General features: G+C 63.2%; 21 protein-coding genes and 1 tRNA gene. 7 read left to right on the forward strand and 15 right to left on the reverse strand.

Features of this window, described 5'->3' with window-relative positions; all coding sequences use genetic code 11:
• Positions 1 to 9 precede the first annotated feature (9 nt).
• The gene (locus ACM42_RS19845) at positions 10 to 1,332 is read left to right on the forward strand and encodes an HlyD family type I secretion periplasmic adaptor subunit (RefSeq protein ID WP_271529506.1); all 1,323 of its coding nucleotides are present in this window, start codon (positions 10 to 12) and stop codon (positions 1,330 to 1,332) included.
• Positions 1,333 to 1,507: 175 nt separating this feature from the next.
• On the opposite strand, the gene ACM42_RS19850 is transcribed toward ACM42_RS19845, so the two are convergent.
• From ACM42_RS19850 to ACM42_RS19885, 8 genes are all read right to left on the reverse strand, one after another.
• On the reverse strand, positions 1,508 to 3,550 hold the full coding sequence (locus ACM42_RS19850; RefSeq protein ID WP_271529507.1) for a hydantoinase/oxoprolinase family protein: 2,043 nt from the start codon (positions 3,548 to 3,550) through the stop codon (positions 1,508 to 1,510).
• Between the two features lie 14 nt (positions 3,551 to 3,564).
• On the reverse strand, positions 3,565 to 5,223 hold the full coding sequence (locus tag ACM42_RS19855) for a hydantoinase B/oxoprolinase family protein (RefSeq protein ID WP_271529508.1): 1,659 nt from the start codon (positions 5,221 to 5,223) through the stop codon (positions 3,565 to 3,567).
• A gap of 84 nt (positions 5,224 to 5,307) precedes the next feature.
• Positions 5,308 to 6,624 (reverse strand): aspartate aminotransferase family protein, encoded by a 1,317-nt coding sequence (locus tag ACM42_RS19860; protein ID WP_271529509.1) that lies wholly within the window; start codon positions 6,622 to 6,624, stop codon positions 5,308 to 5,310.
• A 21-nt stretch (positions 6,625 to 6,645) separates the two neighbouring features.
• Entirely contained in the window at positions 6,646 to 7,353 is a 708-nt protein-coding gene (locus ACM42_RS19865) for an ABC transporter ATP-binding protein (RefSeq protein ID WP_271529510.1), read from the reverse strand.
• Positions 7,340 to 8,077: an ABC transporter ATP-binding protein gene (locus tag ACM42_RS19870; RefSeq protein ID WP_271529511.1), complete on the reverse strand. Its 738-nt coding sequence runs from the start codon at positions 8,075 to 8,077 to the stop codon at positions 7,340 to 7,342. Before ACM42_RS19870 ends, ACM42_RS19865 begins: the two co-directional genes overlap by 14 nt.
• Complete coding sequence (locus ACM42_RS19875; RefSeq protein WP_271529512.1) at positions 8,074 to 9,054, reverse strand: branched-chain amino acid ABC transporter permease; 981 nt, start codon at positions 9,052 to 9,054, stop codon at positions 8,074 to 8,076. The genes ACM42_RS19870 and ACM42_RS19875 overlap by 4 nt, the downstream gene beginning before the upstream one ends.
• Before the next feature lie 4 nt (positions 9,055 to 9,058).
• Positions 9,059 to 9,934 carry a branched-chain amino acid ABC transporter permease gene (locus tag ACM42_RS19880; protein ID WP_271529513.1) on the reverse strand — a complete coding sequence of 292 codons (876 nt, stop codon included), beginning with the start codon at positions 9,932 to 9,934 and terminating at the stop codon, positions 9,059 to 9,061.
• Positions 9,935 to 10,000: 66 nt separating this feature from the next.
• Positions 10,001 to 11,152: an ABC transporter substrate-binding protein gene (locus tag ACM42_RS19885; RefSeq protein WP_271529514.1), complete on the reverse strand. Its 1,152-nt coding sequence runs from the start codon at positions 11,150 to 11,152 to the stop codon at positions 10,001 to 10,003.
• Positions 11,153 to 11,333: 181 nt separating this feature from the next.
• On the opposite strand from ACM42_RS19885, the gene ACM42_RS19890 reads away from it, so the two are divergent.
• Positions 11,334 to 12,113, forward strand: a complete 780-nt coding sequence (locus ACM42_RS19890) for an IclR family transcriptional regulator (protein ID WP_271529515.1) — start codon at positions 11,334 to 11,336, stop codon at positions 12,111 to 12,113.
• 617 nt (positions 12,114 to 12,730) lie between these two features.
• Here ACM42_RS19890 and ACM42_RS19895 read toward each other — a convergent pair.
• Together ACM42_RS19895 and ACM42_RS19900 are read right to left on the reverse strand one after the other, a co-directional pair.
• Positions 12,731 to 12,815 (reverse strand) — tRNA-Leu (locus ACM42_RS19895).
• Positions 12,816 to 13,019: 204 nt separating this feature from the next.
• Complete coding sequence (locus tag ACM42_RS19900) at positions 13,020 to 13,262, reverse strand: FliM/FliN family flagellar motor switch protein (protein ID WP_028177375.1); 243 nt, start codon at positions 13,260 to 13,262, stop codon at positions 13,020 to 13,022.
• 68 nt (positions 13,263 to 13,330) lie between these two features.
• Between ACM42_RS19900 and lipB the strand changes: the two genes are divergently transcribed.
• On the forward strand, positions 13,331 to 14,080 hold the full coding sequence (lipB, locus tag ACM42_RS19905) for a lipoyl(octanoyl) transferase LipB (RefSeq protein ID WP_271529516.1): 750 nt from the start codon (positions 13,331 to 13,333) through the stop codon (positions 14,078 to 14,080).
• A gap of 186 nt (positions 14,081 to 14,266) precedes the next feature.
• Entirely contained in the window at positions 14,267 to 14,980 is a 714-nt protein-coding gene (locus tag ACM42_RS19910) for a DNA helicase (RefSeq protein WP_271529517.1), read from the forward strand.
• 43 nt (positions 14,981 to 15,023) lie between these two features.
• Here the strand turns inward: ACM42_RS19910 and ACM42_RS19915 are convergent, their stop codons facing one another.
• Positions 15,024 to 15,446, reverse strand: a complete 423-nt coding sequence (locus ACM42_RS19915) for a tautomerase family protein (protein ID WP_271529518.1) — start codon at positions 15,444 to 15,446, stop codon at positions 15,024 to 15,026.
• 114 nt (positions 15,447 to 15,560) lie between these two features.
• On the opposite strand from ACM42_RS19915, the gene ACM42_RS19920 reads away from it, so the two are divergent.
• Positions 15,561 to 16,415: a LysR family transcriptional regulator gene (locus ACM42_RS19920; protein WP_271529519.1), complete on the forward strand. Its 855-nt coding sequence runs from the start codon at positions 15,561 to 15,563 to the stop codon at positions 16,413 to 16,415.
• 124 nt (positions 16,416 to 16,539) lie between these two features.
• Positions 16,540 to 18,057, forward strand: a complete 1,518-nt coding sequence (locus ACM42_RS19925; RefSeq protein WP_271529520.1) for a PAS domain-containing sensor histidine kinase — start codon at positions 16,540 to 16,542, stop codon at positions 18,055 to 18,057.
• 140 nt (positions 18,058 to 18,197) lie between these two features.
• Here ACM42_RS19925 and ACM42_RS19930 read toward each other — a convergent pair whose 3' ends face one another.
• From ACM42_RS19930 to ACM42_RS19945, 4 genes are all read right to left on the reverse strand, one after another.
• Positions 18,198 to 18,497, reverse strand: a complete 300-nt coding sequence (locus ACM42_RS19930) for an acylphosphatase (protein ID WP_035675193.1) — start codon at positions 18,495 to 18,497, stop codon at positions 18,198 to 18,200.
• Complete coding sequence (locus ACM42_RS19935) at positions 18,494 to 19,360, reverse strand: isocitrate lyase/PEP mutase family protein (RefSeq protein ID WP_271529521.1); 867 nt, start codon at positions 19,358 to 19,360, stop codon at positions 18,494 to 18,496. Before ACM42_RS19935 ends, ACM42_RS19930 begins: the two co-directional genes overlap by 4 nt.
• A gap of 146 nt (positions 19,361 to 19,506) precedes the next feature.
• The gene (locus ACM42_RS19940) at positions 19,507 to 21,522 is read right to left on the reverse strand and encodes an acetyl-CoA carboxylase biotin carboxylase subunit (RefSeq protein WP_271529522.1); all 2,016 of its coding nucleotides are present in this window, start codon (positions 21,520 to 21,522) and stop codon (positions 19,507 to 19,509) included.
• 165 nt (positions 21,523 to 21,687) lie between these two features.
• Positions 21,688 to 22,779, reverse strand: a complete 1,092-nt coding sequence (locus ACM42_RS19945) for a zinc-binding metallopeptidase family protein (protein WP_271529523.1) — start codon at positions 22,777 to 22,779, stop codon at positions 21,688 to 21,690.
• A 215-nt stretch (positions 22,780 to 22,994) separates the two neighbouring features.
• Between ACM42_RS19945 and ACM42_RS19950 the strand changes: the two genes are divergently transcribed.
• Entirely contained in the window at positions 22,995 to 25,472 is a 2,478-nt protein-coding gene (locus tag ACM42_RS19950; RefSeq protein ID WP_271529524.1) for a PAS domain-containing hybrid sensor histidine kinase/response regulator, read from the forward strand.
• The last annotated feature ends 69 nt before the right edge of the window (positions 25,473 to 25,541 follow it).

Raw genomic sequence — 25,541 nt, forward strand, 5'->3', positions numbered from 1 at the left:
GACCACCATATGACCGCACCCCGCACGCCCGAAGCTCGCCGCAATGATCCGTTTCGCGATATCCGACGCGCCACCGGACTCGGAATCGGCACGCTGGCGATCGTGGTGTCCACCGCCGGCGTTTGGGCGATGACCGCGCCGCTCGCCAGCGCCGTGATCGCGCCGGCACAGGTGGTGGTCGACAGCAACGTCCGCCGGGTTCAGCACCCGACCGGCGGCGTGGTCGCCGACATCTACGTCAACGACGGCGATCAGGTTCGCGCCGGCGACGTGCTGGTCCGCCTCGACGAGACGCTGTCGCGTGCCAACCTTGCGCTGATCGAAAACCAGCTCAACCAGCTAGGGGTACGTCGTGCCCGGCTGCAGTCCGAGCAGAACGGCCGCGACGCGGTGGTGCTGCCCGGCGAGATCGCCGCACGCCGCGCCGTCGCTGCGATCGCGGAGATGATCGAGGGCGAGACCACGCTGTTCGCCCGGCGGCGCGAGGCGATCAGCGGCCAGCAATCGCAGCTGCGCGAACGCAAGGCGCAGATCGCGGACGAGATCCGCGGCCTGGAGGCGCAGATCGCGTCGAAGCGCGAACAGATCCGCTGGATCGACACCGAGTTGGAGGGCGTCCGCCAGCTGTATGAAAAGCGTCTGGTACCCTATGCGCGCCTCACTGCGCTCGAGCGCGAGGCCTCCCGCCTGACCGGCGAGGAAGGCCAGCTGATCGCCGAGATCGCGCGCGCCAAGGGCCGGATCACCGAAACCGAACTTCAAATCATCCAGCTGGTTCAGGACCAGCGCCGCGAGGTCGCGACCGAACTGCGCGACGTCGAGACCAAGCTTGCCGATCTCGGCGAACGCCGCGTTGCCGCGTTGGACCAGCTCGATCGCGTGGTATTGCGCGCGCCGCAAGACGGTCTGATCCACCAGAAATCGGTCTTCACCGTCGGAGGCGTGATCACCGCGGGCGAACAGCTGATGCTCATCGTGCCGAAGGATTCGCTTGTGGTCGAGGCCCGGGTCGATCCGCAAATGATCGACCGGCTCAAGGTCGGGCAATCCGCCAAGCTCCGCTTCAGCGCGTTCGACGCCGCCGTGACCCCCGAGCTCGACGGCACGTTGACGCGGATCGCCGCCGACCTGACCAAAGACCCGCAATCCGGCGCGGCTTACTACGTCGCCCGCATCAGCCTCGACGCGAGCGAACTCGCCAAGCTCGACGGCAAGGCTTTGGTGCCCGGCATGCCGGTTGAAGCCTTCATCCAGAACGGCGTGCGGACGGCGCTCGCCTACCTGCGCAAGCCGCTGGAAGATCAGCTCGCCCGCGCGCTGCGGCAGAAATAGTCCAAGTCCCTATCGCTGTCCAGCATGCGGCCGCATTGCCGCCAGCACGATATCCCGACTTTCGAAGGCGTCGCCCTAAGGCGAAGATCGCGGTCGCGCTCGGAACGTCAGCAGTTCAGGCCAGACCAAGCTGACGGAGTGGCGCACCCAAACGCTGAGCGGCCTCATCATTCAATCACCTGAGCCTAATGTCGAGCCATCCCAGATCATTGACCTCGATTTGATCGCCGTCACCAACCAGGACGGTCGTCGTCTCAGCTTCCACAATTGCTGGACCTTCGATCTTGTTACCAGGACGAAGTTGATCCGCGGCGAATACTTCAACTTCTCGCCATTCGCCGAAGAATACTTTTCGACGTCCCTTTGGCTTGCAGGGCGCTACGGTCTTCTGCCCACGCGCGACCTGTCCGACGCTCGGGACAGCGCCTATGGCAGCGACCCGCGCATTGACGAACACCGCTTCCTGATCCGGCGACGAGTAGGTGTACAGTTCTTCGTGGCGACGATGGAATCGCTCCTCTATCCGATCGACGATGTTCTCCGAATTCCAATCGAGATCGTTTAGCGGGACATCAATCTGGAAGATCTGCTCGCCGTAGCGCATCTCGGCGGAACGTTCGACAGCCACATCGCCACCAAACCACGACTTCAGACGGCCCGTAGCTTCTCTTTCGAGGTCAGCGAAGATGGTCCTGACCTCCTGGGCCGTAATCCGTTGGCCGGAGCTGTAGTGTGTACTGCTCACCTCGTACCTCAGGTCGCTGGTCAACATGCCCCAGGCGGACAGGACCGAAGCCGCCGTCGGCACGATGACGCGCTTGATTTCGAGTTCGCGCGCGACTTCGGCCGCATGCAGGCCGGCAGCGCCGCCAAAGCTGAGCAGCGCGAAGCGACGTGGGTCGACGCCGCGTCGCAGGGTCATCAGACGGATGCCGTCCGCCATGCGCAGATTGACCATTCGATAGATTCCAGCCGCGGCATCGTCCCGGGATAGCTCGAGCGCTTTCGCGAGCCGATCGACTGCCGCTTCTGCGGCCGCGCGATCGAGCGGCCGCTTTCCACCCATGAACGCAGACGCGTCCAGATATCCGAGAACAACATTGGCATCTGTAACCGTCGGCTCGACACCGCCGTTGCCGTAGCACGCAGGCCCCGGCACGGACCCTGCGCTTTCTGGCCCGACGCGGAGCGTACCACCCGCGTCCAGAGTGGCAATCGAGCCTCCACCGGCGGCGATGCTCGCAATGTCGAGGCTCCTGAGCGCGATGCGTTGACCGGCAAGCCCACCCTCGGCCGACAGCGACGCGCGTCCATCCGCAATCAGCGAGATGTCGGTGCTGGTCCCCCCCATGTCGAACGGCACAAGATCGGGAATTCCGAGCAGTTCCGCACAGCGTCGGGCTCCCGAGATGCCGCCCGCTGGGCCGGAAAGTACGGTGCCAGCAGCGAGCCGCGCGGCTTCCTCGAGTGGGGCCATCCCGCCATGCGAAAGAATGATGAAAAGGCTGCTGGCCAACCCTGCGTCTTTCAGCCGGGCTTCCAGATTGGTCAGATAGCGCCGCACCACCGGAGCGACGTAGGCGTTCACGATCGTCGTTGAAACGCGTTCATACTCCTTGATCTGCGGCAACACATCGCTCGATCGAGAGACGTCGAGTTCCGGAAGTTCGCGCTTCAGTCGTTCGACGGTCGCAATTTCGTGCGTTGGATTGCGGTAGGCATGCAGGAAGCACACAGCCACGGAGCTTGCTCCGGCGGCGCGGATCGCCGAGATCGCCTCACCGAGAGAGTCTTGATCGAGTGGGATCAGCACTTCGCCGTTCGGCCTAACGCGCTCGCGTACACCGAAGCGCAGCTGGCGCGGTACCAGGGGAGACGGCGGTGCGATGCGGAGATTGTAGCGATCTTCCTTCAGACCCTCGCGCATCTCGATGACGTCACGATGGCCTTCCGTCGTGAGAAGCGCGACCTTTGCTCCCTTCCGCTCGAGCAATGCGTTCGTCGCGACCGTTGTCCCGTGCACCAGGCGGTCCGTTGTAGCGAGCATGTCCGCTCGCGGCATCTTCAGCCGGCTTGCGAGTTCCTCAAGTCCATTCATTACGCCTAAAGACTGGTCTGCCGGCGTTGTCGGCGATTTTGCGAACACGGTGTTGCCGTCGCGATCGATCGCGACGAGGTCGGTGTACGTACCGCCAACATCGATTCCGATGGTAAACATCTTCAGGCTATCCGTTAAATCGTTGTGAGTTTTGTCGTAAGGCCCTGCATCAAGTCGGCTTCGCGCGCCTGAACGGACCGTTGACCAGGGGGGCCCCATCCTCCGCCCCCCGAGGAGCGAACCTCGAAGCAGTCGCCGGGAAGGACTTCGATGCCGACCTCCTTCGTGCGCAGCACGCGCGGCGCGCGGCCTTGCGACACGAGAGTGTACTGATGTGGAAGCCCATCGCTGCCGCCGAGCATCCCGCATCCTCCATGCTTCGTGCCCTCCCCTGCCGTGTTCGCTCGCGCAGGCTTCGCCGTTTCCACGACGAGATCCAACGATACGCCCTGGCCGCCACGAAACTTGCCGTCACCGCCGGAATCCGGACGAAATTCGTGATGTCGGAAATAGAGCGGAAACCGGGCTTCGTCGACTTCGATGCTGCCGAACTTGATGCCTCCGACCGTATGCCACTCACCAATCGATGACCAACCATCGCCGGCCGACGACGCTCCTCCTCCGGGCCTGGCCTGAAACAAATGCCAGATGAAATTGCGCCCTGTCCGCGGATTCTCACCTTGGATGGCGATGCGGAATCTGCGGCTCCACCCGGCCATCGCACGATCGGGGCACGACTGGGAAAGTGCCTTGACGATAGCTTCCACGATTTCATTCGAAGGATGACTGGTGCACATCGTGACCGGACGGCCGGGATCTGCCCATACGATCGTGCCCTGTTTGGCAACGACCTTCAGCGGCCGAAGTGCGCCGGCATTCTTGGGAATGTCCGCGTCGATGAGATAGGCAAAAGCCATGACGACCGCAGCCTGCATATTGGCGTGCGACGAATTGACAAAGCTCGTCGACTGAGGATCCGATTCCGAAAGATCGATCTCGATATCGGATCCCTTCTTGGTCACCTTCGCCGCGATTCTGATATCGCTTCGGCCATGACCATCGTCGTCGAGATACGCTTCTCCATAGAACGTACCGTCCTGCCATGTCGACAGGACTGCCCGCGTCTGTTGTTCGGCAGCATCGAGAATTGCTTCGACGGCCGCTTCGACGACCCGTCCACCAAATTCGTCGAGCAGCCGCCTAACCCGGCGTTCGCCGAGGTGCGCCGCACCAATCATCGCAGCAAGGTCGCCGCGGAAATCGCGAGGATTCCGCACGTTAAGTGCCAGCATGTCGAGCAGGTCGTCGCGAAGTTTGCCCGCTTCATAAAGACGGATCGGCGGTACCCGCAATCCTTCCTGCCAAATGTCGGTCGCACTCGGATTGTAGCCGCCGTGAGTGGCCCCGCCGATATCGCTTTGGTGTGCGCGCACGATGGTCCAGTACAGCCTCCGCTTCCCATCGAAGACTGGCACGAACGCGGTCAGATCGGGCAAGTGACTGCCACCATGATAGGGGTCGTTGAGCAGCAGAACGTCGCCGGGCTTGATGTCCTTGAAGCGCTCCTCGATAGCAAGCGTGGCCCAGGACAGCGCGCCGACATGAACCGGAATATGGTCCGCCTGCGCAATCAACCGCGCATTTACGTCGCAGATCCCCAGCGAGAAGTCACGGCTGGAATTCAGGATCTGCGAGTAAGATGTACGCAGCATCGCCTCACCCATCTCGTTCACGATCGAACTTAGGCGGTGCTGGACAACGGAACGGGTGATAGGGTCAATCCTGGAGGTCATCGCAAGCCTACTGGTAGGAATGAGGATCTCAATCCGGCGTCAAGTGAGCGCCGGTCGGAACAGTTCGCGGTACAGGGAGCTTGATCAGCCGAACGCGGCGACCTCCTCCAAGGACTCCGCAGCCGCCTTCACAATCGTATCGACGTCAGCATCGGTCATCGGCAACGACAGCGCCATCAGGCCATAGCTCGCGACGAAAATCCCGCGATTGAGAAGCCCGGCGTTGAACACGGCCTGGCGCTTCGTTTCCATCTCGTTCGAGTAAGCTGATCGATAATCACGGACGTTGCGATCCGTAAAATGAATCTTGAGAAGCGAACCCAATCCGACTGCGGTCCCGGCAACGCCGGTCTTGCGGAAGGCCGCATTGATACCGTCGCGTACCGCGGTGCCGATCCTATCGAGGCGTGAATAGGCTGCTGGATCGAGCAGCTTCATCGCGGCAAGACCGGCGCGCATGGTGACGGGATTGGCCGAGAAAGTGCCACCGTGCGGGAGCGCCGGCTTGCCGGAAGATGGATCGAACACCGACATGAACTTCTTGCCGCCGGCGATTGCGCCGACCGGGAAGCCGCCACCGATGATCTTGCCGAGCGTAGTCAGGTCCGGATCGATACCCCAGAGCCCCTGTGCCCCCTCATAGCCGAGACGGAATGTGATGACTTCGTCGAATACAAGCAGCGCGCCGACTTCGCGCGTGACCTGACGGATCGCTTCCAAATAGGCTCTATCCGCCGGAACCAGACCTGCCCGGTTCGGCATCGGATCAACGAGTACACAAGCGAGTTCGGGACCATGCTCGCGGATCAAGCTCACAGCCGCTTGGACGTCGTTGAACGGAATGGTCACGACGTCCGCGAGCACGTTGTCCGGCGTGCCCTTGGCATAGGCTACTGATACCGGGGCGTTGCCTCCCCAAGCCGCGGGTGTCGGGTCGAGGCTGACTTCAGCGTAGTCATAGGAGCCGTGATAAGCCCCCTCGCACTTGGCGATCTTCGGACGACCCGTGTAGGCGCGGGCAGCCTTTAGCGCCATCATCACCGCCTCCGTGCCCGAATTGCAGAAACGGACATGATCTACCGATGGAAGCCTTGCGGCCAGCAGTTCAGCGAGCTCGACTTCGGACTCCGTCGGCATGCCGAAGGCCGAGCCCAGCGCGAGCTGCTTGGTCGCCGCCTCGATCAATGCGGGATGAGCGTGGCCATGGATCAGAGACGTGAAGTTGTTGATGCAGTCGATATATTCATTGCCATCGACGTCCCAGACTCGGCAGCCGGCACCCGAAGCTGCATAGATCGGAAACGGCTTCATGTAGACTGTGGTGCGCGTATTGCCACCCGGCAGGCTCTTCAGCGCTCGCTGATAGAGATCTCGCGACTGAGAATGATTGGCGGGATACATCTTGCCTCCTTGATTCCGGGTTCAACGGCCCAGATAAGCTTCGCGCACGCGCGCATTGTGCTTGAGTTCGTCTGCTGGTCCTTCGAGCACAATGCGCCCTGTCTCCAGCACATAGGCGCGATCGGCGACCGAGAGCGCGAGCACCGTGTTCTGCTCCACGACCAGGATGGTCAGACCGGTCTCGCCAATGCACCTGACTTGTTCGTAAACCTCCTCGGCGAGCCGCGGCGCCAAGCCGAGCGATGGCTCGTCGAGCAGCAACAACTTGGGGCGAGCCATCAGAGCGCGTCCGATCGCGAGCATTTGCTGCTCTCCACCCGACAATGACCATCCCAGCTGTCGTCGGCGCTCCTTAAGGCGCGGAAACAATCCAAAGACGCGATCGAGATCGGCCGCAATCGACTGCCGCCAACGACGCCAGCTGACGGTCGCGAGGGTCAGGTTCTCCTCGACCGACAATCCGGGAAATATCCTTCGGCCTTCGGGCGCCTGCGCAATTCCAGCGGAAACGCGTTGATCGGTGGGCCATCCGGCGATCGAGCGTTCCTCGAATCTAATGTCTCCCGACGCGACCCGGTTGAGGCCGGAGATCGCATGTAGCAAGGTCGTCTTGCCGGCGCCGTTGGCACCGATAAGTGCGACCGTTTCGCCAGCTTCGACCTGGAGGGTCACTCCCTGCAACGCCACGATATCGCCATGCGCGACCACGAGATCGTTACACGACAGCATGAGCATATCCTTCGCCCAGATAAGCAGATAGCACGGCCGGATCTGCTTGAATCTCCGCTGGAGTTCCCTCGGCGATCTTGCAACCAAAGTTGAGAACGAAGATGCGCTCGGCAAGCCGCATGACCATCCCCATGTTGTGTTCGATCAACACCACGGCGAGTCCGTGCGCCGCCCGCAACTCTGCCAGGCGATCGATGAGTTGGTCGACCTCGCCGGAGTTGAGGCCGGCCGCCGGCTCGTCCAGTAAGAGGACGTGCGGCCGGCAGGCCAACGCACGTGAGAGCTCCACCATTCGGCGCCGACCGTACGAGAGCGACCCAATGGCATCGTGCGCCTCGTCTGCCAACCCCATTTGCTCGATGATCTCCATCGAAACGTCGCGCAGGCCAGACTCGCTTAGGCCGCCACGTATCGCCGCACCCGTCATCACGTTTTCCAGTACGCTAAGACGCGCGAACACCCGCCCGTGCTGAAACGTACGGCCAAGGCCGGCACGAATACGTTTGTTAGTGGCCATACGCGTGATCGCCTGACCATCGAGAAACACCTGCCCTTCATCTGGCATCGCCAGGCCAGTCAGAACGTTCAGCAGAGTGGATTTGCCGGCGCCGTTAGGGCCGATGACCGCGACGAACTGCCCCTTTTTGACGGTCAGATCCACGTCCGCCAACGCAGCCAGGCCCCCATAGCGCTTGTGAATGCTCCGTGCTTCCAAGGCATTCATGGCGTCGCCTCCGGAGCACGAGCAGACGCGAAGACCGGACGTCTTGCTGACCGGCGGCTCAGGCGTTGGCCGAGGCCAACGAGGCCCGTGGGCAGAAACACCAGAATGCCAAGCACCAGCAGGCCGAAGAAGAAGAGGTAAGCGGTACCGAGAAAGCGCAACCATTCCGGCAGAAACGTCAGCAGCACCGCTCCGAGGATAGCACCGACGATCGTGCCTTCCCCGCCGACGATCAACATGGCGAGGTATGTGATCGAATGCGCGTAGGTGAAATCTTCGGGCGCGACGAAGCGCACGTGCAGGGCAAACAGGCATCCGGCAACGGCGGCGCAGACGGCGGAAAGCACGAATGCTGCAATCTTGATCCGCGTCGTATCGATTCCGGTCATCTCGGACGCGATCTCATCATCGCGCACAGCCATCATCTCGCGGCCGAGACGGGACTTGTGCAATGCGGCCGCCGCTGCGGCGATCAGAGCCAGGACTACAAGCGCAAGCCAAAGGAATTGATGCTCCCCGGAGAAGCTGAGCGAGCCAAGCGCCAAGCCCGGGATTCGCGCGATCCCGTTGGTCCCCCCTGTCATCGCAATCCAATTGGACGTCACGATATAGAACGACACGTTGAGGCCGAGCGTGGCCAGTGCCAGGTAGTGCCCGCGCAAGCGAAGCAATGGGTACCCAATCAGGCCGGCAGAGACGGCCGTCGCCGCGACCGCTACTGGCGCGGCGAGCCACGGTGACCATCCGCAAGTGGTGGTCAGGATAGCCAGACCATAGCCGCCCATGCCAACAAAGGCCGCATGGCCCAGCGAGATCAAACCGGCGTAGCCAAAGGCAAAGTTGAGCCCGATCACCGCTACTGCGGAGATCAGCGACAGGTTCAACAGGCGAAGGTGATATTCCGGCAAAACGATACCGGATAGCCCGCCGAGCACAATGATCGCTGTGGCGATCTGCAGGGGAATACGCATCGCCATCCTGTCAGCCTCGATCCTGAATCTTCTCGCCGAACACGCCTTGCGGACGTACCAGCAAGAAAGCGATCATGATGCCGAACGAGATCAGGTCCTTGTACGCGGACGAGACGTAGGATGCGCCGAGGACCTCAGTCAGGCCAACGAACAGGCCGCCCACAATGGCCCCCGGCAGACTGCCAAAGCCGCCGATGATGGTGGCGGCGAAGGCTTTCAATGCGATCGGGTCGCCCATATTGACGTCCGCGAACCACATAGGTCCGAGCATTAGTCCCGCGACCCCTGCAAGCACTGCCGCGAGGATCCACGATAACGCCAGCAGGCGATTGACTTTGAGGCCCATCAACTTGGCGGCCTGCACATCCTGCGCGACGGCCCGCATCCCCACGCCCGCCGAAGTGCGGTTGAAGAGAAGCCATAATCCGGCAACCATCACGGCGGTCACAGCGACCACGCCAAGTGCGTGCGTAGAAATGATCGCGCCGCCAAGCGAGACCGCGCTGTCTTCGACGGGAGACGGCAGACGGAACGGCCACGATCCAAAAGAGAGCAACGCAGCGTTCTGCATCGTGATGCTGATCGCGACGGTCCCGATGATGATCGTCACAATCGACCCACGTCGTAGAGGCAGATAGACCGCGACAAAGAACAAGGCCCCGAACAGTGCCATGATGATGAGCGCCGCACTATACGCAACTGGCCAGGGAAGCTGAGCGCGAATAAGCGTCGCAACGCCGGCGAACGTTCCGAACATTACGAATTGGCCAGCCGCGAAATTGACCACTCCGGTAGCAGAGTAGACGATCACGAAGCCGATCGCGGCGAGCGCATAGACGCTGCCGATCGCCAGTCCGTTGACTAGAAGCTGGACGAAGTCCGCCATGACGTTCCTACACGATCCCGGTCTGCGGTCGGCTCGCCGAACCGCAGACCACTTCCTTGCGAAGGACTAGTTGAGGGTGACAGGCTGCACGAGCTCTAAGGTCTTGGTGCCCGGCTTCGCCTTCACGACAGCGAGGTCGCGTACGCCATTGCCTTTGCTGTCGTACGAATAGACGTGTCCAATGCCCTGCCAGCCCTTGACCGAGGACAGCCATTCGCGCAGCGCTTTCGGATCGGTCCCGACCTTGCGCATGCCGTCGGCCATCAGCATCGCGCCGTCGTAATAAGCAAGCCCGTAGGGATCTGGATCAACTCCGAACTTCGCCTTGAAGCGCTCGACGTAGTCCTTCATCCGGCCACCGACACCAACATCCATGAAAGCATCGACCACCCCCCAGACACCCTCGAGATCTGCAGGGGAAAGAAGCTGTGTCGCCGCCGGTACCAGCGCAGCAGAGGACGTAACGAGCGGCATCTTGAAGCCGAGCTGCTTGGCCTGGCGGAGTACCAGCGCGCCATCTTGCGGATAGTTGAAAATCAAAATGGCATCCGCGCCCTTGTTACGCAGACCAAGGAGCTGCGCCGAGAAGTCCTTGTCGTTCTGACCATAGGCTTCCATGCCGGCGACCGAGATGCCTGCAGCTTCGAAGCGCTTGGCGGCAGTCTGCGCACCGCCTTGGCCGAAGTCGTTCTGGATATAGAGAATCCCGGGTTTCTTCGCCTTGATGACGTCGACCGCAGCCTTCACCATTCCTTCGGCCGAAACGCTGTCAGCGGGACGGATACGGAACATCCATTCATTTCCGTTTTCAGCCACAACATCGGCACCGCCCGCATACATCGCAGGCACTTGCACTTTGCCAAGCTCGGGCGCGGTCGCAAGATTCTGCGTGGAGTAGCTCGACAGAAAGAAGAACGCGGGCTTGGTCTCCTGGGCCAGCTTTACGAATGCGTTGACCGCGGTGCCGTTGGAGGCCTGCGTGTCCTCAAACACAATCTTGATCTGGCGACCGTTGATGCCCCCTGCCTTGTTGATGTCCTCTTCGGCCATCGAAAGAGAGTTCTGGTATTGCTTTCCCGTCAGCGAGAGCGGCCCCGTCATCGGCACGGTCGCGCCGATCAAAATGGGCCCACCCTGCTGAGCTTGAGCCGCACCGACCAACGGCAGCATTCCTGCTCCCATCATCAAACTGAGAAAGGCCTTCCGCGTGATCTTCATGTCGTCTCCTGGAATGAAATAACCTTGTCCATCACGCCCAATGGAGCTTCACGAGGCTTGACAGACGTTCCGTTTTCCGGAACATAATCCCGAATAACGAAACGGTAGACGGCATCCTCGTCAGGTGTCAAGCCGTTCATTTTTGCTTGCGCCGCACAAAAATTGATCGGATCACATGCGCATGGATGACAATTCGCCCGGCCCGCTGGCTCGGTACATCGACGTGCTCGAATTGATTGCGGCCTTCCCTGGCGGGATCACGCTCGCCGACGTCTCATCGATCCTCGAACTCCCCAAAACGACCGCGCATCGATTGCTGAAGGGGCTGGTTCGATCGGGACTAGCGGTCGAACGAGAAGCCGGACGTACCTATTCAGTCGGCGATAGGCTGACGCGCCTGCTGCATGCGGGCGCCGACGACGGCTGGTACGCATCGCTTGCCGGTCCCCATATTCATGCCTTGACGGAGGCGTCCACCGAGACTTGCTATCTCGCACGCCTGGTCGGGGCACGCGTACTGGTAGCCGTTTCATACTCGCCCGATGTGAGGTGGCGCGGATATGTTCAGCCGGGAATCGAGATGCCCGTGAATGCAGCTGCGACGGGCAAGGCCATCATGGCATTTCAGAGCAAAGAACTGATCGCTGAAGCTCTCTCAAATGAGCTTCCTAAGCCGACCGTCAATTCACACACCAGCCGAAAGTGGATTGAACAGGAGTTCGCAAAGGTCAGAAGATTGGGTTACGCCACCTGTGTCGGGGAGATCGACGAAGGGCTTGCGGCGCTTGCGGTCCCCGTTGTGCTTTCAGATGGCTCAGTTCTGCAGTCGGTAGGCATGACCGGGCCGCTCGAGCGTATCATGAACAAGCAGATGGAGGATCGACTTGCCGCTCTGCGGGACACTGCAGCGGCTCTCTCGAAGGCGCTATCCCGAGGAATGGTTGTCAATGGTCGGCGTTGAGAACGAGTTTGACGAACTGGTACGCTCAGCCGACCTAGATATGCAGTCCGCCTCCCGCAGTATGCTCCACGACTGCATCGACGCCGTACACATCTGCCAGCATCGACGCCGTGATCACCTCTTGCGGACGACCGCTCGCAAACAGATTGACCCTTGCTGTCGATCGTCTCGAAAGAACGGTCGAGTGCGCTTGTCACGCCGGGGCCGAGCTGCGGATCGGCAGCACGGTCGGCGCGGCACAACCTGGCACGCTGCGCTGGTGCTGGAACGGCTACAGGCAAAGTTGACGACCTTGCGCGTCAGCACCGCGAACGGCTTCTCGCCATTCTCGGCGTGCGCGAGGCCCGCGCCGAGGTTGCGGCTTAGGCCGACTGCATCGAGAGTGAGATGATGGCCATGTTCGGCTGGACCGATCCGAAAATGCCGGCGCCACTGCATCGCTCAGGCGAATCGAGAGAAGCTCGGCCTCATCGGCATGGAAAAGATCGTCGCATTCGATCAGAGCCGTCACTCGACGACCTTTTGCGGGGACCCGACGCGACGCGGGAACGCAGATGTAACGTTCCCGGGCAAAACCCAAAAAAAGCTAAATGATTTCAACGCCAATCGCGGGTCTATGGTGCGCTCGGAGGGACTCGAACCCCCACGATTTTACTCACTGCCACCTCAAGGCAGCGCGTCTACCAGTTCCGCCACGAGCGCTTTGGGGATGCCGGCTTGAGGCTTGAGGGCCAGCCGGATCAACGGCGCCGATCTAACAAATCCATCAGAGGGGTACAAGCCTGCAAAGGCCCTGAATTCCACAAGCTTTGCAGGAAAGTTCCAGCCTTCTGCCCGAATCGGCCTCGCTGGGTGGCCGGGCCGCAAGCCGCCTGCCCAGGCCGCTTGCCGCTGGTGCCCCAGGGCCTACCGGGTGCCCGCGGAGCGCGGCAGCATCTGCTTGACCTCGACCGCGATCCGGTTGCGATCGACCAGCACGACGCCGGAGGCAACCGGCAGGTTATTGGCCAGGACCTTGACCTCGTCGGCCTCGGTAGCATCCAGCTCGATGATGGCGCCGCGGGAAAGACGCAATACTTGATGGATCGGCATGGTGGTCGTCCCGAGGACGACCATGAGATCCACGGTGACTTTATCGAGAGTGGGCACTGTCAGGACCGCCGCGACTTGGGACTCTTCATTTGCACCTGCGATCATCACCACGTTATGGTTAGCCAATGGTTAATTCGCCCGAAAACCCCCGTCAAAACCAGCGCCAAGAGCTCGATTTGACGTCGTTTTCCGCCGCAGGCGGCGAGCCCGTCGAATGGCTTATCTCGGATGCTCCGGTGCCCTATCCGGATGCGGTGGCCACCATGGAGGCTCGGGTCGCAGCGATCGCGGCAGGCGAGGCCCCGGAATTGGTCTGGCTGCTCGAACACCCCCCGCTCTACACCTCGGGCACCTCGGGCAAGCAATCCGATCTGCTGGATGCCCGCTTCCCGATCTTCGCAACCGGGCGTGGCGGGCAGCTCACCTATCACGGGCCGGGTCAGCGGGTGGCCTATGTCATGCTGGACCTCAAGCGCCGCCGGCCTGATGTCCGAGCCTATGTCGCAAGCCTGGAGGAATTGATCCTGCGCACGCTGGCCGCCTTCAATATTCGCGGCGAGCGGCGCGAGGACCGGGTTGGCGTCTGGGTCAGGCGCCCCGACAAGGGAGCGGATCACGAGGACAAGATTGCGGCGATCGGCGTCCGTCTGAAGCGCTGGGTGTCGTTCCATGGCATCGCCATCAATGTCGAGCCGGAGCTGTCGCATTTCGCCGGCATCGTGCCCTGCGGCGTTGCAGATCCCCGCTACGGCGTCACCTCTCTGGTCGATCTCGGCCAGCTCGTGACCATGGCCGATGTCGATATCGCACTCAGGCAGACGTTCGAAGAATTGTTCGGGCCAACCCGCGCGCTGCTGCCGGAAGCGGTCGCCTAGCGAGCCCGCACCGGGCCGTTCTCCGCAGACGCGGAATCGGCTATGCTCAATTCCGGCGTCGCCCACGCCTCCCCCCTCCGCCGGGAAAGCAGACTTCATGCCGGGCGAATTGATCATCGGACCGACTGTTCGAGCGCTGGGCATAAGGAGGGATTGCGATCATGCTCGCAATGGGAGGTTCTCACGATGAGATTGTCTGCGCCGATCTATCATCTCAAGCGCAAGGCGAAGCGCCTGTCCCGCGAGGAAGGCATTCCACTCCACGACGCGCTTGACCGCGTCGCCACAGCGGAAGGGTTCTCCGCCTGGAGCTTGCTCGCGGCAAAAGCCGCGGCGGAGACGCCGGCCGGCAAGCTGTTTCCTCAATTCCGGCCGGGCGAGCTGGTGCTGCTCGGTGCGCGACCCGGTCATGGCAAGACGCTCATGAGCCTCGAATTTGCGGTAGAGGCCATGAGGAAAGGCAGCCGCGCTGCGTTCTTCTCGCTCGAATACACCGAGAGAGACGTTCTGGACCGCTTGCGGGCGATCGGCGTGGAGCCCGCGCAGTTCGACAGATTGTTCGAGGTCGATTGCTCCGATGCGATCAGCGCCGATTACGTCGTCAAGCAGATGGCCCCCGCCCCGCGCGGCACATTCGTGGTGATCGACTATCTGCAACTGCTCGACCAGCGGCGGGAAAACCCCGACCTGACCGTTCAGGTGCGCGCGCTGAAATCGTTCGCACGCGACAAGGGGCTGATCGTCGTCTTCATCTCGCAGATCGACCGATCCTATGATCCCGCAGTCAAGCCCTGTCCTGATCTCAGCGATGTCCGCTTGCCGAACCCGCTGGACCTGAAGCTGTTCGACAAGACGTGTTTCATCAACGATTCGGAAATTCAGTTCCAGGCTGCAAGCTGACGATCGGGCCGCGGGTGAGACGGCTCGCCCGCGGCCCCCGGCATCACGCCGCCTGCAGCGAAACCTCGAGCTTGCCGGCGATGTAGCGCCGCTCCTGGGTCAGGCCGCCAAAGCCGTAGGCATCGCCCTTGACCTCGTCGACATGCAGATAGGTCTCGGGATGCAGCGGGCCCAGGATATCGGCCATGCGCTCGAACATGGCGGTGAGATAGGCCGCCTTCTCGTCCTTGGTGTTAGTGCCTTCCGTGACGTGGATGTCGATCCAGTAGCTTGCGAGCTTCTGCTCAGCGAGCGACTTGCCGCCCGCGAACCAGTCGCCCGCATCCACGGACTTCACGATGATGGCGGTGACCCTGGGATCCTTGTGCAGGATCTTTGCCGTGAGCTCGGACACGGCATTGGCGACGTCGGCCTTCAGCGACGGCGACTGGCGAGACGTGGTGTAGGACACGGTGATCAGGGGCATGGACGTTCTCCTCAGCATGCCGCGCGGGCTTCGGCGCGGGGTCGTTGGGAAGCTAGCCCTCCTCCCTTCATTTTAGTATCTTATCTCATCTGATATCTGTGATAACAGTTGCTAATGACGGCCACCCTCGACATCGCCACGGTCCGGGCCTTCCTGCTGGTCGCCGACCTCCAGAGCTTTACCCGCGCGGCCGAAGCGCTCGGCACGACGCAGGCGGCTGTCAGCCTCAAGCTCCAACGCCTGGAGACGTTGGTCGGAAAACGTCTCGTCGAACGCTCGCCGCGCGCGGTTCGGCTCACTGCCGATGGTGCTGCTTTCCTCGATCGCGCCCGCGCGCTCATGGACGCGCATGACCGTGCGCTCTCCGGCGAGGCTTCCGCCGCGCAGTCGCTTTCGCTCGGCATCTCCGACCACGCCGCGGGCCCTGAACTGGTGCCGCTGCTCGAACGTCTGCACGCGATATCCGCGAATCTCACGCTTGCCGTCACCATCGGTTTCTCGCGCGAGATGCAGGAGGCCTATGATGCGGGCGAGCTGGACGCGGTGATCGTCCGCCAGGAGGGCAGCCGCCGTGGCGGCGAGAAGCTGGCTGATGACGCGTTCGGCTGGTTCGCGTCACACCGTTTCACGTTCCCGAAGGGCGAAGCACTGCCGCTCGCAACGCTCGCCCCGCCCTGTGGCGTCCGCGCCATCGCCGTGCGCGCGCTGGACAAGGCCGGCATCGCCTGGCGCGAGCGATTTGTCGGCGGCGGTGTCACGGCGGTGGTCGCGGCCGCGCTTGCCGGACTTGCAATTGCGCCGCTGGCGCGGCGGATCGCGCCTCCGGGCTTGGTCGATCTCGGGCCGGCGCACAAGCTGCCGAGACTCGGCAGCTCGAAGGTGATGCTGCATTCGAAAGTCGGCGATCCCGCCAAGCTCGCGGCCCTGCGCGCGGTGGCCGCGACGTTCCGGAGCCTGGCGACGAGCTAGCGGCCACCGCGCCTGATCGCCCGGCGGCCTCTGTATTCCGTGCGCGATATTGCCTAAAAATGTCCCATAGAATGGGAACAAATCTGCCATGTGCGGCGTTTGTCCCCGTCGAGGCGGGTCCGGAATGTCCGAAAAGTTCAGTCAACAGAGAGACTTGTTCGAAAGCGAGCGCAGTTTCCGGCTGTTGGTTGAGGGAGTCGCCGACTACGCCCTCTACATGCTCGATCCCAGGGGGATCATCACCAGCTGGAACGTCGGCGGCGAACGCATTAAGGGCTATTCGCCCGAGGAGATCCTCGGCCAGCATTTTTCCCGTTTCTACACCGAGACCGACCGCGCCAATGGCAAGCCCGCGCGGGCGCTCGGTATTGCGCGGGAAAAGGGCCGATATGAGGAGGAAGGCTGGCGCGTCCGAAAGGACGGCACGTTCTTCTGGGCCAGCGTGGTGATCGACCCGATCTACGAGGGCGGCGCGCTGATCGGCTTCGCCAAGATCACGCGCGACATCACCGAGCGCCGCAATTCCCAGCTCAAGCTCGAGGCAATGCAGAAGCAACTCGCCGAGTCGCAGAAATTCGATGCGCTCGGACAGCTGACCGGCGGCGTTGCCCACGACTTCAACAATCTTCTGATGATCATCAGCGGCAGCCTTCACATCCTGAAGAAGAGCGCCGCCGACGACCCCAAGCTCGAGCGCGCCATGTCCGCGATCGAGACCGCGACCAAACGCGGCGCCGCGCTGACGAACCAGCTCCTCACCTTCGCGCGGCGGCAGAGCGTCAACCCGCAGGCGATCGATTTCGCCGAACGCATCGCGGCCATCCGCGAGGTGCTCGACGCCGGCGTGGGCAGTTCCGTGCGCCTCGCTTTCGACATCGGCTCCGACACCTGCCCGATCAAGGCCGACGTCTCCGAGCTCGAGACCGCGCTCCTCAACCTCGTCATCAATGCCCGCGACGCGATGCCGGACGGTGGCACGGTGACGATCGGCGCGCGCAATGTCGTGCTCAACGAACCTCCCCTCGCCGGCGACTTCGTCGCGATCGACGTCACGGATACCGGGCTCGGAATTCCTTCCGACGTTCTCGACAAGATCTTCGAGCCGTTCTTCACGACCAAGCCGATCGGAAAAGGCACGGGCCTCGGCCTTTCGCAGGTGCACGGCTTCGCTCATCAGGCCGGCGGCACCATAAAGGTCGCAAGCGAGCTCGGAAAGGGCACGACATTCACCATCATCCTGCCGCGCGGCACAGATGCGCCGTCGCGCGAGACATCGGGGACGCCTCTGCGCGGCAGCGGCACGGTGCTGCTGGTCGAGGACAATCCCGACGTCGCTCTGGTCAGCATCGGTCTTCTGGAGCAACTCGGCTATCAAGTGCGCCGGGTCGCCGATGCCGAAGCGGCATTGCGCGAGATCGAGAGCAACGGCGTCGACTTCGTGTTCTCGGACATCGTCATGCCCGGCAAGATGGACGGGCTCAGCCTCGCCCATCGCCTCCGCCAGATCCGCCCCGGCCTGCCGATCCTGCTCGCCACCGGCTACAGCGAGGTCGCCGCCGGCGTGCGCGGCGATTTCCCGATCCTGCGCAAACCCTATGAGATCCATGAGCTGAGTGAGGCGATCGCCAAGCTGCCAAGGTGAAATTTCCCATCGAGAGCTTGGGGCACCTCAGCCTCTACGTCGTCATGGCCGGGCTTGTCCCGGCCATCCGCGCATAACCACACGGCGCGAAGAACGTGGATGCCCGGGACAGCGCCCGGACATGACGGTCTTCTCTGAAGCTACGCCGTCGGCAGCACCGAGAACGTCTCCCCTGCCCGGCGCAGATTCAGCTCATCCGCGCTCGCGGTTTCACTGGTGACGCTGTCGACGCGCGAGGACGGCGGGCCGTGGCGGCAAAGCGCGACCATGTCGGCAACGTGCTTCGGCGCGCCAGCGAACAGCGCTTCCACGCTGCCGTCGCGACGGTTGCGGACCCAGCCTTCGAGGCCGCTCGTCGTCGCCTGATACTCGAGCCAGGCCCGATAGCCGACGCCCTGCACGCGTCCGCGGATCATGACCTGGAGAATTGCCCGGCTCACTTGTTCAGTCCGAGAACATCGGCGCTGCGCACCCTGGCCTCGCCCTCGCGCATGACACGGGCCATCAGCTCCGGCGATGCCAAGCCCTTGAGGCTTTTCGGCGCCGTGCCCTCGCGCAGCGCCCTCTGCGTCTCGTAGACGGCCTGCGTCGCGGCGGCGATCGGCGCATGGCCCTGGAGTGCGATGCGTACGCGCTGGCGCGCAAGGTAATCGAGCGCGTTCAATTCGTCCGGCGCACCGCCGAGCACGATCGGCAGGCGCGTGCCAGATGCGATGGCCTCGAGCTCGGCGCGCGACTTGATGCCGGTGAAGAACAACGCATCGACTCCGGTGGCCTCATAAGCCTTGGCGCGGCGAACAGCATCCTCGATCGAGGTGATCGCGGCAGCGCCCGTGCGGCCCATGATCACCAGCGACGGATCGCTGCGGCCGGCAAGCGCCGCCTTCATCTTGCCGACGCCTTCCTCGAGCGAGATCAGCTGCGCCTTGGTCTCGCCAAAGGCAGCCGGCAGCAGCGTGTCCTCGATGGTGAGGCCGGCCGCGCCCGCCATCTCCAGCTCCTGCACCGTGCGGCGCACGTTGAGCGCATTGCCGTAGCCGTGATCAGCATCGACCAGAACGGGGAGTGTTGCGGCGCGCGACATCCGCCGCATCTGCTCGGCAAGCTCGGTGAGCGTGATCAGCGTGACATCGGGATCGCCGAGCACGGCGAGCGAGGCCACTGATCCCCCGAACATGCCGAGCGGAAACCCGAGGTCCTCCGCAATGCGGATCGAGATGGCGTCGTAGACCGAGCCGGGATGGACACAGGTCCCGCCCGACAGGATGGAGCGAAGTTTCTCGCGGCGGGAACGAAAGGCCATGGTTGCCTCACTCTCAATTCCTCGTCCTGAGGAGCGCGCTTTTGCGCGCGTCTCGAAGGATAAAGGCCCGGCTGGTGGCCTCACCCTTCGAGACGCCACGCAAGCGCGGCTCCTCAGGGTGAGGGTCGGCTTCGTGCTTCGAGCGCCTACGCAAACTCCAGGATCAGCGCGTCCACGGCGAGTGTCGCGCCCGCGCTGGCATGGATCTTCTTCACGGTGCCGTCCTGCTCGGCGCGCAGCACGTTCTGCATCTTCATGGCTTCGACCACCGCCAGCGTCTCGCCGGCCTTGACCTCTTGCCCTTCGGTCACCGCGATCGAGACCACGAGGCCGGGCATCGGGCACAGCAGCTTCTTGCCGGTGTCGGAGGCCGTCGTCACCGGCATCAGCCGCGCGGAAGCCGCCTCGGCCTCGGTCCAGACATAGACCGGCACCTCGACGCCCTGATGCGCGAGACGGATGCCGTTGGCGATCGGACGCGCCTGCACCGCGACGAGGTGACCGTCGATGGTGCCTTGCCAGACCGGATCGCCGGGCTTCCACGCCGACTGCAAGTGATGCGCATTGCCGGCCTTGCCGTCGGGATCGACGAAGCGGATCGCGATCGCTTCGTCCTCGCGTCCGACCTCGAGCAGGATCTCCTGGCGATCGAGCCAGACCGCGCGGCGTCGCTCTCGCTGCACGATGCGGCCGCCCATCTGGCCCGAGATCTGCCGCTTGCGCTCGCCGAGCACGTGATCGATGGCGGCGCCGACCGCGGCGATCCGCCGCGCGACCTCGCCTTCGGGCACGCGCACCGCAAAGCCCTTGGGGAATTCCTCGGCGATGAAGCCGGTCGAGAGCCGTCCCTCGCGCCAGCGCGGATGGTGCATGAGCGCCGACAGAAACGGGATGTTGTGCCTGATGCCGTCGACGTAGAACGAATCCAGCGCAGTGGCCTGAGCCTCGATCGCAGCCGCGCGCGACGGCGCGTGGGTGACAAGCTTGGCGATCATGGGATCGTAGTGGATCGAGATCTCGCCGCCCTCCTGCACGCCGGTGTCGTTGCGGATGGTGATGCCGTCCTTGCTGGCTTCCGCCGGCGGGCGATACTTCACGAGCCGCCCGATCGAGGGCAGGAAGTTGCGGAACGGATCTTCGGCGTAGAGGCGGGATTCCACCGCCCAGCCCGTCAGCGTGACGTCCTTCTGCGCGATGGCGAGCTTCTCGCCGGCGGCGACGCGGATCATCTGCTCGACGAGGTCGATGCCCGTCACCAGTTCCGTGACGGGATGCTCGACCTGGAGGCGCGTGTTCATCTCCAGGAAGTAGAAGCTCTTGTCCTGCCCTGCCACGAACTCGACCGTGCCGGCGGAGTCATAATTCACGGCCTTGGCCAGCGCGACCGCCTGCTCGCCCATCTTGCGGCGGGTGGCCTCATCGAGCAGCGGCGACGGCGCTTCCTCGATCACCTTCTGGTTGCGGCGCTGGATCGAGCATTCGCGTTCGCCGAGATAGATCACGTTGCCGTGCTTGTCGCCCAGCACCTGGATCTCGATGTGGCGGGGATCGACGATGAACTTTTCGATGAAGACGCGGTCGTCGCCGAACGAGGCCTTCGCTTCCGCTTTTGCCAGCCCAAATCCCTCCTCGACCTCCTGGGTCGAGTAGGCGATCCGCATGCCCTTGCCGCCGCCGCCGGCGGAGGCCTTGATCATCACGGGATAGCCGATCGCGTCGGCGATCTTGACCGCATGCTTGGCGTCCTCGATCACGCCGAGGAAGCCCGGCACGGTCGAGACGTCGGCGTTCGCCGCCGCCTTCTTGGATTCGATCTTGTCGCCCATCGCGGCGATCGCGCCGGGGTTGGGGCCGATGAAGACGATTCCGGCCGCCTCCAGCGCACGCGGAAACGCCTCGCGCTCGGACAGGAAGCCATAGCCGGGATGCACCGCCTCGGCGCCCGTCTTGCGGCAGGCCTCAACGATCTTCTCGATCACCAGATAGCTCTCGGCCGCAGCCGGCGGACCAATCAGCACCGCCTCGTCGGCCATCTCGACATGGAGGGCATCGCGGTCGGCCTCGGAATAGACCGCAACCGTTTGAATTCCCATCTTGCGGGCGGTCTTGATGACCCGGCAGGCGATTTCGCCGCGATTGGCGATCAGAATCCGTTTGAACATGCTTTTCTTGAGTCTCGACCTTGGGCGGGACCCGTCTCCTGGCCGTTGGGGCCTATGGGAACGGGCCGTGTGGCTCCCGTGGTACATCAAAATGGGCCGGAGGCAACGGTCTAAATCCGGGGCCTCTGGCGTACCAGCACAAGACCGAAATGGGCCCAGCGAGCCCTAGGGACGCCGTCCCGCTTCCCGGGGCTTCCCGGCCGTGGCCACGTCCCGGACGAGGCCGTGAACGAAGCCGAGTTTGGCGACCACCGCGGGCGACAGGATGAAGGGATAGAGGTCGCGCAGGCCCATGGTTCGGTTGACGCTGTTCATGGCGAAGGTGAAGGGCAGCCATGCGTTGACCAGCGCCTCGATATCCCTTGCCTCGTAGGGGTTGAAACGGATGCGCGCCGTCAACTCCCCGTCGCGGTCGACCCTGGGGCGCACCTCCATGCCGAACTCGGCGGCCATCTCCAGCGTATCGACGATGTGGAGATAGTGCGCCCAGGTCTCGGCGAAGTCTTCCCAGGGGTGTGTCGTGGCGTAGGCCGAGACGTAGCTCTGCTGCCAGTCCGGCGGCGGGCCTTCGGCATAGTGCCGCTGCAAGGCCTGACCGTAATCGACGGAATCATCGCCGAACACGGCGCGACATTGGTTCAGCCTGCCGCCGTCCCGCACCAGCACGTCCCAGAAATAGTGTCCGACCTCGTGGCGGAAATGCCCGAGCGGCGTCCGATAGGGTTCGCCCATTTCGAGCCTGCGCCGCTCGCGCTCGATGTCGTCCGCCTCCTTGAGCGCGATCGTGATCAGGCCGCTGTCGTGGCCAGTCATGACCCTCTGTCCGCTGTTCGGATCGTCGGCAAGGAAATTGAAGATCAGCCCATGCCCGGGATTGTCCTGCCGGGTCTGGAGCGGCAGCCTCCAGCGGATCAGGGAATAGAGTAGACGGTGCTTGGCCACCTCCAGCTCACGCCATCCAGCAAGCTGCGCCGGATCGGAGAGGTTCGGTACCATCCCATTGTGGCGGCAGGCGCGGCAATAGCCGGTGGTATCGTCCGTGTCTGTCAGCCAGTTGCAGGCATCGTATTCGGCATTCCGGCACAGCATCCGGCTTTCGCCGTTGTCGGCCAATGTCCTCCAGGCTTCTCCGTCGGGCTCGATCGCCGACATTGTCTCCTTCTCCGGCATGAAGGCGACACGATGGCCGCAGCGTTCGCAGGCACGATTCTCGAAATAGAGAACGTTGCCGCAGGCCTGACAGACGAAGAGCTTCAAGATTTAGCCTCTTTGGAAAGGGATTTTTATGAGAGAGTTGGCACCTCGCGAAGACGCCTCGATCAGCCGATCGTTCCAGTCTCCGGAACAAATTGCCGGACCAGACGTTGCCACCGCGTCGTTCCTCGCGTTCAGGCACGCGCTCCTATTTTCCGATACTTTGCCCTCTAGACAATGGCCATCACGCTCCGTCTGTGTGAATATCGGTTCGGCACGTGCGCACCCGCATCACAACGGCCGATGCCTTGAACGATCCCTTGCCCGAGACCATCGCCGCCGAGAGGCTGCGCCAGCACCTCGAAGACGTCGCGCGCGAGCGCGATAACGCCTATCGCGCGCTGCAGGAGCGCGAGGCCGAGCTGGCACGCATCCAGCGCATCGGCAAGGTCGGCGGCGTCGAGGTCGATTTCCGCGAAGGCTTCAAGAACCGTCGCTCGCCCGAATATCTGATCATCCACGGCCTGCCGCCGGAAGCCGCGGGCGAGACGCACGAGGCCTGGGTCAACCGCATCCATCCCGACGATCGCGACGCGGCCGTCAAGCATTTCTTCGAGGCTCTCGCCGGAACGAGCGAAGACTACAGCGCCGAATACCGCATCATCCGTCCCAGCGACGGCGAGACCCGCTGGATCCGGGTCGTCGCCAAGATCGAGCGCGACAAGGATGGCCGCGCCATCCGCCTGGTCGGCGCCCATATCGACATCACCGACCAGGCGCTGGCGCGCGAGACGCTGCGCGAGAGCGAGGAGCGCTTTCGGCTGATCGCCGACAGCGCGCCGGTACCGATCTGGGTCACCAAGCTCGACCGCAAGCGGTCCTTCGCCAACCAGGCTTATGTCGATTTCGTCGGATTGCCCTACGATCAGGCCATCGACTTCGACTGGCGCAAGGTGCTGCATCCCGACGACCTGCCGCACGTGCTCCAGCAATCCGTCCAGGGTGAAGCATCCCTCAAACCCTTCGTGCTGGAAGCGCGCTACAAGAACGCAAGCGGCGAATGGCGGTGGCTCCGATCGGAATCGCAGCCGCGCTGGGACCCGACGGGCAAGCATATCGGCTTCATCGGCGTCGCCCACGACATCACCGTCGCCAAGCAGGCCGAGATCGAGCTCAGGCAGCTCAACGAGACGCTGGAACAGCGCATTGCCGAGCGCACCGCCGAGCTCGAATCCAACGAGGCACGGCTGCGCGCGATCCTGGAGACCAGCAATCAGTATCAGGGCCTGGTCAATCTCAAAGGTGAGCTGGTTTACGCCAACAAGACCGCGCTGGACGGCATCAAGGCACGCTCTTCGGATGTGATCGGAAAGCCGTTCTGGGACACGCCCTGGTTCGCCGGCACGGACGGCATGAGTGTCGCCGTGCGAGAGGCCTTCGACACGGTGCTCAAAGGCGAAGCGGTGCGACTGGAGATGCGCCTGCGCCTTCCCATCGGCGAGCGCGATTTCGATTTCGGCATGCGGCCCGTGCTCGACCGCCATGGCAACATCACCGGTGCGGTGCCCGAGGCGGTCGACGTCACCGAGCGCCGCCGCGGCGAGGAAGCGCTGCGGCAATCGCAGAAGATGGAGGCGATCGGCCAGCTCACCGGCGGCGTCGCGCACGACTTCAACAATCTCCTCACCATCATCCGCTCTGCCACCGACTTCCTGCGCCGCCGCGAGCTGCCGGAGGAACGCCGCCGCCGCTATGTCGACGCCATTTCCGAGACGGTCGAGCGCGCCTCCAAGCTGACGGCACAGCTTCTGGCGTTCGCGCGGCGGCAGCCGCTGAAGCCGCAGATATTCAATGTCGGCAGCCAAGTCGAAGGCGTGGCTCAGCTGGTCCGGCCGCTAGTCGGCGGCCGCATCGAGATCGCTGTGGAAGTTCAGGATCCCGATTGCTTCACCGTGGCCGACATCGGCCAGTTCGAGGCCGCGCTGATCAACCTCGCCATCAACGCCCGTGATGCCATGGATGGCGAAGGCCGCCTCACCATCGCCGTGCGCAAGGTCCAGGGTATCCCTCAGCTGCGCGCACAATCGGCGCGCAGCGGCGACTACGTCGCCATCTCCGTCACCGACACCGGCAGCGGCATCGCGCCAGAGCATCTCGACTCGATCTTCGAACCGTTCTTCACCACCAAGGAGGTCGGCAAGGGCACCGGCCTCGGCCTCAGTCAGGCCTTCGGCTTCGCAAAACAGTCCGAGGGCGACATTGCGGTGACGAGCACGCAAGGCAAAGGCGCGACCTTCACCATCTATCTGCCGCAGGCGCAAAGCCCGGCCACCGAGAAGGAAGCGGCGGCGCTGACCAGCGAGACCGCGACCACCGGGCGCGGCTACCGCGTGCTCGTGGTCGAGGACAACGACGAGGTCGGCCGGTTCTCGACCGAGCTTCTGGAAGACCTCGGCTATGTCGTCCGCCGCGTCGCCAACGCAAACGCGGCACTGGCGATCCTCGGCGAGAACGAATTTGCCGTCGACCTCGTGTTCTCCGACGTCATCATGCCCGGAATGAACGGCGTCGAGCTAGCCGGCATCATCCGGGAGCGCTATCCGGGCCTGCCCGTGGTGCTCACCAGCGGCTACAGCAACGTGCTCGCCGAAAGCGCCCATCGCGGCTTCGAACTGATCCAGAAGCCGTATTCGGTGGAATCGCTGTCGCGCATATTGCGCAAGGCGATCACCGAGAAGCTATCCGGGGTGCGGTGAACACGCCACCTGACGGAACAACGCTGCCGTGAAATCGGTTTTCGCCGGGGACCTTCCAGCCTGGATCGA

Origin of the sequence: Bradyrhizobium sp. CCBAU 25338, from assembly GCF_028128965.1 — a bacterium.
Classification (GTDB): domain Bacteria; phylum Pseudomonadota; class Alphaproteobacteria; order Rhizobiales; family Xanthobacteraceae; genus Bradyrhizobium; species Bradyrhizobium liaoningense.

Coding starts and splice junctions, on each gene's coding strand:
- ACM42_RS19845 (WP_271529506.1), top strand. CDS start 10: ATGACCGCACCCCGCACGCCCGAAGCTCGCCGCAATGATCCGTTTCGC.
- ACM42_RS19850 (WP_271529507.1), bottom strand. CDS start 3,550: ATGTTTACCATCGGAATCGATGTTGGCGGTACGTACACCGACCTCGTC.
- ACM42_RS19855 (WP_271529508.1), bottom strand. CDS start 5,223: ATGACCTCCAGGATTGACCCTATCACCCGTTCCGTTGTCCAGCACCGC.
- ACM42_RS19860 (WP_271529509.1), bottom strand. CDS start 6,624: ATGTATCCCGCCAATCATTCTCAGTCGCGAGATCTCTATCAGCGAGCG.
- ACM42_RS19865 (WP_271529510.1), bottom strand. CDS start 7,353: ATGCTGTCGTGTAACGATCTCGTGGTCGCGCATGGCGATATCGTGGCG.
- ACM42_RS19870 (WP_271529511.1), bottom strand. CDS start 8,077: ATGAATGCCTTGGAAGCACGGAGCATTCACAAGCGCTATGGGGGCCTG.
- ACM42_RS19875 (WP_271529512.1), bottom strand. CDS start 9,054: ATGGCGATGCGTATTCCCCTGCAGATCGCCACAGCGATCATTGTGCTC.
- ACM42_RS19880 (WP_271529513.1), bottom strand. CDS start 9,934: ATGGCGGACTTCGTCCAGCTTCTAGTCAACGGACTGGCGATCGGCAGC.
- ACM42_RS19885 (WP_271529514.1), bottom strand. CDS start 11,152: ATGAAGATCACGCGGAAGGCCTTTCTCAGTTTGATGATGGGAGCAGGA.
- ACM42_RS19890 (WP_271529515.1), top strand. CDS start 11,334: ATGGATGACAATTCGCCCGGCCCGCTGGCTCGGTACATCGACGTGCTC.
- lipB (WP_271529516.1), top strand. CDS start 13,331: ATGGTTAATTCGCCCGAAAACCCCCGTCAAAACCAGCGCCAAGAGCTC.
- ACM42_RS19910 (WP_271529517.1), top strand. CDS start 14,267: ATGAGATTGTCTGCGCCGATCTATCATCTCAAGCGCAAGGCGAAGCGC.
- ACM42_RS19915 (WP_271529518.1), bottom strand. CDS start 15,446: ATGCCCCTGATCACCGTGTCCTACACCACGTCTCGCCAGTCGCCGTCG.
- ACM42_RS19920 (WP_271529519.1), top strand. CDS start 15,561: ATGACGGCCACCCTCGACATCGCCACGGTCCGGGCCTTCCTGCTGGTC.
- ACM42_RS19925 (WP_271529520.1), top strand. CDS start 16,540: ATGTCCGAAAAGTTCAGTCAACAGAGAGACTTGTTCGAAAGCGAGCGC.
- ACM42_RS19935 (WP_271529521.1), bottom strand. CDS start 19,360: ATGGCCTTTCGTTCCCGCCGCGAGAAACTTCGCTCCATCCTGTCGGGC.
- ACM42_RS19940 (WP_271529522.1), bottom strand. CDS start 21,522: ATGTTCAAACGGATTCTGATCGCCAATCGCGGCGAAATCGCCTGCCGG.